The sequence below is a fragment of the Pararhizobium sp. P1_E7 genome (genome assembly GCF_056405855.1).
In genome coordinates, this window is the sequence record NZ_JBFUBH010000131.1 from 1 (window position 1) to 4,919 (window position 4,919).

A 4,919-nucleotide genomic window follows, 5' to 3' on the forward strand; every position below is an offset into this window, starting at 1 on the left:
ATCCAAGAGGAAGCGCCCATTTAGAGCGTTTTTCAACTCCTCTTGCCGTTGTTCTCCTTGTCCCACCAGAACGTCTTCACCGAGCCCAAACGCCCAGTGCGGCCAATTGCCGATACGGCTATGGCCACTCGATGTCTGCACAATCTTGGTCTCTTGCGGATGCAAAGGACTATATCCTGCCACACGGCCGTTGCTTGATCGCTCTTCAACCAAGAGAGCGTTTGAAACCGGACTGAAGAAGACCGGAATCAAGAAGCCGGTCTTCTTTCCGAGCGGATCGGCGACGCCAATCAATTTGCAATCCTCAATTATCTGAATCATGCAAACTGGCCTTGATCGGTCAGAAATGTCTCGACGCGCTCATACAATGCCTGCGCAAACGACAACGGGTCACATCGCCCGTACGTCTTATACGGCAAGGGCACTGCATTCGAACAGTCTTGCAGCGCTTCCTGAATATCTGGATCACTTAAGAGCGCGGCCGGGCCGACAACTGCCTTGAGAGCCGTCTTCAAGGACACTTCCTTCGAAAATTGCAACTCGATTGTTCCGCAGCGGTCGTCGACGGATCGGATCGACGGGTCGGCGATCAATCGCGCATAGGCTCGGGAGGTCACCCTTGTCACCGGTATGCTCCTCTCGTTTAGCGTGGGGTGTTGCTCATAGTAGTTTCTATTCGTTTCATAAAACGCACCAACGAGTTGCATAGGCGCGAGCACCGAGCTACCCAACTCAAACTCGTCCAGTTTCAAACCCGGTCCGAGGAGTGGCCCGTAGCGGTCGAATCCTCCGCTGTCGAAAGGAAGGACACGTGCGACCGAGCCAAGCAGCAACGGATCCAGTATTAGGCACACGGGGGCCAATTCGATCATTCCACTGGGACCAATCCCTGCTGCCGGCTTGTAGGCGGGCCGACCATAGAACATATAAAGAAGATCAGTTTGATAGACAGGGCATTTGGTGGTCCCAAGAGTTCGCTCCTCGAGTGCCTTCATCGTGGACAATGCGGTTGTACAGTGCATCAAATGCATGTCCGGACCTGCAGGTCGTGCCTTGTGGATGAAATCGCTGATCGAGACAGGCATGTCTTGGCTTCCGCTTTACAATTTCAGCGCGACATCGCATCGCTTGAAATCAACAGCGGACGAGATCGGCCTTTCTTATTAGCTGGCCACTCGCTAGCTTCGCAACCACTTTGCCAGCATTGTTCTCGSCGACGATGACTTTCAGCGTTTTACTTAGTTCAACGGAAAATTGCCAAGTCAACCTCGTGACAGCGAGGCTGTTTTTACGCTGTTTGGGCCGCGGACCATACTGACGAAAAAGCGCGCCTGAGGGCGAACTGCCATCCTCAAATTATCCCCCACGCCCGAAACCTCCCCCTCCCCGTCATCTCACGCAAGCCCAGTTCCTCCACAATCCGCAGCGCTGCCCGTGGCGTGACGGCAAGTTCCTTCGCGATCATGCCGGCAGACACCAGCGGCCGCGACATCACCAGCTCGATCAGCTCCGGCAGCTTTGACGTTTGACGCCGGCCGATCAGCCTGCGTTCCATCGACCGCCGGGCAAGGGTCAGCCGATCGTGTTCCTTCAGGCCAAGCTCTGCGGCGGCGATGATACCAGCGAGGATGGCCAACAGCCGGACCTCGCGATCGCGATGCCGGCGCCGATCGACGGGTATGGTTTTCAGGCCAAAATTGAACGCGGCGAGATGCGCGCCGGCGGTGACGCCGGCCTGACGCAGGATCGAGGCGGCCAGCAATCGGCCGAGCCAGGGCGCATGCTGCAGCACCGACAATTCATTCCAGGCATCGAGGGCGACAATCGTCTGCAGCACCGCCGGCAGATGTTCGGCCTGCCGCAACAACCCGCGCCATTCGTCCAGTCGTTCGTCCTCGTCCCAGTCGAGATCATAGACCAGCGGATCTTTTTCCCGCGCGCCGGCGTGGACGGGCCGTTTTGCCTGCTCGATTGCGGCGTCGGAGCGAGCCAGCACCGCATCAATGGCGGCAAATTCGGCGTCGAGCGGGCTTACTCCATCTTCGACCTCATCTCCCTCCCCTCCTCGGATTACCTCGTCGTCAGCCGACGTGGTGTCACCCCCGCCCGCAATGTCGGCAGACGCCTCCGTAGCCGCTTGGCCACGCAGGCTGCGAAGACCGTCCGGCGACAGCGCCCAGCCAGATGGCTGAGAGGCTATGCGTCGACGGGTGCGCAGCACATCGCGGGCGATTGTCAGCTCATGAGTCGGCGTGCGAATATCTTTCGTGGCGTCGTGCAGGACGAGGTCTTCCAGATGGACAAGTTCCCCGTCGATCCACAGTGAAGCGCAGGCGTCGGTAAAATGCGAGCGTTCGATCCAGCCCTCGCCCACGGGAGAACGGCCGATCCGCTCATCGAGACGGGTCAATGCCGACCCAGCGTCGGAAATCGGCCGCAGCAGGCTTTGGATGGGCAATTTCGACAAATCGTAAGACATTGAAATCATGGTAAATGATTTGTTATACGGACACCAGAGGATAGTTTGTGTCCGTCACTGCATGATCTTTTGGGTCCGGGTCATAACCATCGATAAGTATAGGTTATCGATGGTAGATTGATTTCGAGGTCCAAATCAGAAAGAATCGCCGCAAAGCACGGCCCCGAAGGCCGCCGAAACCCGCTATTTTGGAGCGTCCGTGCTCAAAGCCAAAAAATCACTGACCGCCGTCGAGCGCCGCGCTGAAGAACTCGACACCATTGCCGCCGTGCTGCCGATGGAGCGCCGCGACGAACTTGCCGAGCTGCTCACCGACCAGGACATCGAGACGCTGCGCCACCTCGTCAACCAGGGCATGGGCGACAACACGTTGCGGGCGCTCACCTCGGATCTCAGTTATCTCGAGGCGTGGGGCCTGGCAGCAACCGGGAAATCGCTGCCCTGGCCGGCGCCAGAGGCGCTGCTCCTCAAATTCGTCGCCCATCATCTTTGGGACCCAGAGAAGCGCGCCACCGACGCGGATCACGGCATGCCCGCTGACGTTGATGGAAACCTCCGACAGCAAGGTTTCCTGAAATCCGTCGGCCCGCATGCGCCGGCAACGGTGCGCCGGAGGCTGGCGAATTGGTCGACCCTGACCAAATGGCGCGGCCTTGACGGCGCCTTCGCCTCCCCTGCCCTGAAATCGGCCATCCGCCTTTCGGTTCGCGCCGTCCCCCGGACGCGGGGTCGCAAGAGCGCCAAGGCGGTCACCGGTGACGTGCTGGCAAAACTGCTGGCAACCTGCGCCACCGATAGCCTGCGCGATCTGCGCGACCGGGCGATCCTGATGGTCGCCTTTGCCTCCGGCGGCCGCCGCCGCAGCGAGATCGCCGGACTGCGCCACGAACAGCTGACCGTCGAACCGGCAATCCCGGTCGAGAATGGCGCCCCCCTCCCCTCTCTTGCCATCCATCTCGGCCGCACCAAGACCAGCAATGGCGAACAGGACGATATCGTCTATCTGACTGGCCGGCCTGTCGACGCGTTGAATGCTTGGGTGACGGCCGGCAAGATCGACAGCGGCAGCGTGTTTCGGGCCATTGGGCGATGGGGAAATGTGTCGCGGCGACCCCTCGATCCGCAGTCGGTCAATGCGATTATCAAGCAGCGGGTGGAAATGGCCGGGATGGAGGCTGGGGAGTTTTCTGCGCACGGTCTGCGGTCGGGATACCTGACCGAGGCGGCCAATCGCGGCATTCCCTTGCCCGAAGCAATGGAGCAGTCGCGACATCGCTCGGTGCAGCAGGCGTCGAGCTATTATAATAGTGCGACGCGGCGAAGTGGCCGTGCGGCAAGGCTGGTTGTGTGACACCGCTGGTTGTGTGACACCGCTTCGTGAACGTACTGCCAGCCAGAATATCCGACAGTAGCAATGATTTGTTGGTCACTCTGACCAGGACCGCGGCACCTCATCCTCTTCTGCCACCACTGCATCTTCCTGATCCGCCGACGCCACGATCACCCCGCGCCTGCTCCAGATCTCCGCACGATCMATGAGCTGTTTCAACTCGCTTTTGAGCGCGTGCAATCGCAAGATATCGTGCGCATAAACGGGGTTGGAGCGTGGATCATAGAACGCGCTGATCTCGCCGCCGGCCGCCGTCCTTGCGGCTTCCAGCTGTACCTTCAAGGCGCTCGCCTCGACCTTCACCTCGAAGTACCGCTTCATCACCTGGATGAGGTGGAGGTCATTATCACTGATTTCCAAGTCGTCTCCTCCGTCGCTCTGTTCGGTAACGGCCTGATCAAAACTTCATGGCAAAGTCACGGTGCCCCTCCGTCAAGACAGCATTCGATCATGCACCAACGACGGGCCGTCCCCCAAAAAAACCGAAGAAAAAGCCCGGTGCGGGAGGAGGTGCACCGGGCTTCGATTGGTGACCGGCAGCTGGGAGGAGGAGTGCTGTCCGTCAGACAAAGCGGCTCGGGAGGAGGTGAACCGCTTCGATAAAATCAAGTTAATGCTGCGGTGCAGCAATTTCAAGATGCATTCTACCCTACGGCCTCACCTGCGACATTATGGCAGCGTGAGACCTTGTTGGTAGGATGGAACCGGACCGGAAAAGGGCGGAATCGACCAGCCGTTCGAAACGTTGTCGGTTCATCGCAATGGTACTAGGCCTGAAGGTTGTCCGCCGACATCTTGCCGGATTTGCGATCCKTCGCCAGTTCGTAGGTGATCTTCTGGCCATCGTTCAAACCGCGCATACCTGCACGTTCAACGGCGGAAATGTGAACGAACACATCTGTGCTGCCATCATCCGGCTGAATAAAGCCGAAGCCCTTCGTTGCGTTGAACCATTTAACGGTACCGGTTGCCATATTTTCTTCCTTTAACTGCATTTCGCCAAGCTCGTGGTCGGGCAAAACAGACGTAGACGCTCGACACAAATAGTCC

Annotated in this window: 6 protein-coding genes; 1 reads left to right on the top strand and 5 read right to left on the bottom strand. The window is 58.8% G+C overall.

Going from position 1 to position 4,919, the window contains the following annotated elements:
- The 3 genes from AC1D17_RS27655 to AC1D17_RS27665 form a co-directional block, all read right to left on the bottom strand.
- Window positions 1-321 (bottom strand): hypothetical protein (locus tag AC1D17_RS27655; RefSeq protein WP_477568441.1); only part of this gene is annotated, 321 nt, incomplete at its 3' end.
- The gene (locus AC1D17_RS27660) at window positions 318-1,085 is read right to left on the bottom strand and encodes a hypothetical protein (protein WP_477568442.1); all 768 of its coding nucleotides are present in this window, start codon (window positions 1,083-1,085) and stop codon (window positions 318-320) included. The genes AC1D17_RS27660 and AC1D17_RS27655, both read right to left, overlap by 4 nt.
- Before the next feature lie 266 nt (window positions 1,086-1,351).
- Window positions 1,352-2,488: an RHE_PE00001 family protein gene (locus AC1D17_RS27665; RefSeq protein WP_477568443.1), complete on the bottom strand. Its 1,137-nt coding sequence runs from the start codon at window positions 2,486-2,488 to the stop codon at window positions 1,352-1,354.
- Between the two features lie 190 nt (window positions 2,489-2,678).
- On the opposite strand from AC1D17_RS27665, the gene AC1D17_RS27670 reads away from it, so the two are divergent.
- Window positions 2,679-3,830, top strand: coding sequence for a site-specific integrase (locus AC1D17_RS27670; RefSeq protein ID WP_477568444.1), 1,152 nt, complete (start codon window positions 2,679-2,681; stop codon window positions 3,828-3,830).
- Between the two features lie 75 nt (window positions 3,831-3,905).
- Here AC1D17_RS27670 and AC1D17_RS27675 read toward each other — a convergent pair whose 3' ends face one another.
- Together AC1D17_RS27675 and AC1D17_RS27680 are read right to left on the bottom strand one after the other, a co-directional pair.
- Window positions 3,906-4,229 (bottom strand): hypothetical protein, encoded by a 324-nt coding sequence (locus AC1D17_RS27675; protein ID WP_477568445.1) that lies wholly within the window; start codon window positions 4,227-4,229, stop codon window positions 3,906-3,908.
- A 407-nt stretch (window positions 4,230-4,636) separates the two neighbouring features.
- Window positions 4,637-4,843 (bottom strand): cold-shock protein, encoded by a 207-nt coding sequence (locus tag AC1D17_RS27680; RefSeq protein WP_477568446.1) that lies wholly within the window; start codon window positions 4,841-4,843, stop codon window positions 4,637-4,639.
- Window positions 4,844-4,919 lie beyond the last annotated feature (76 nt).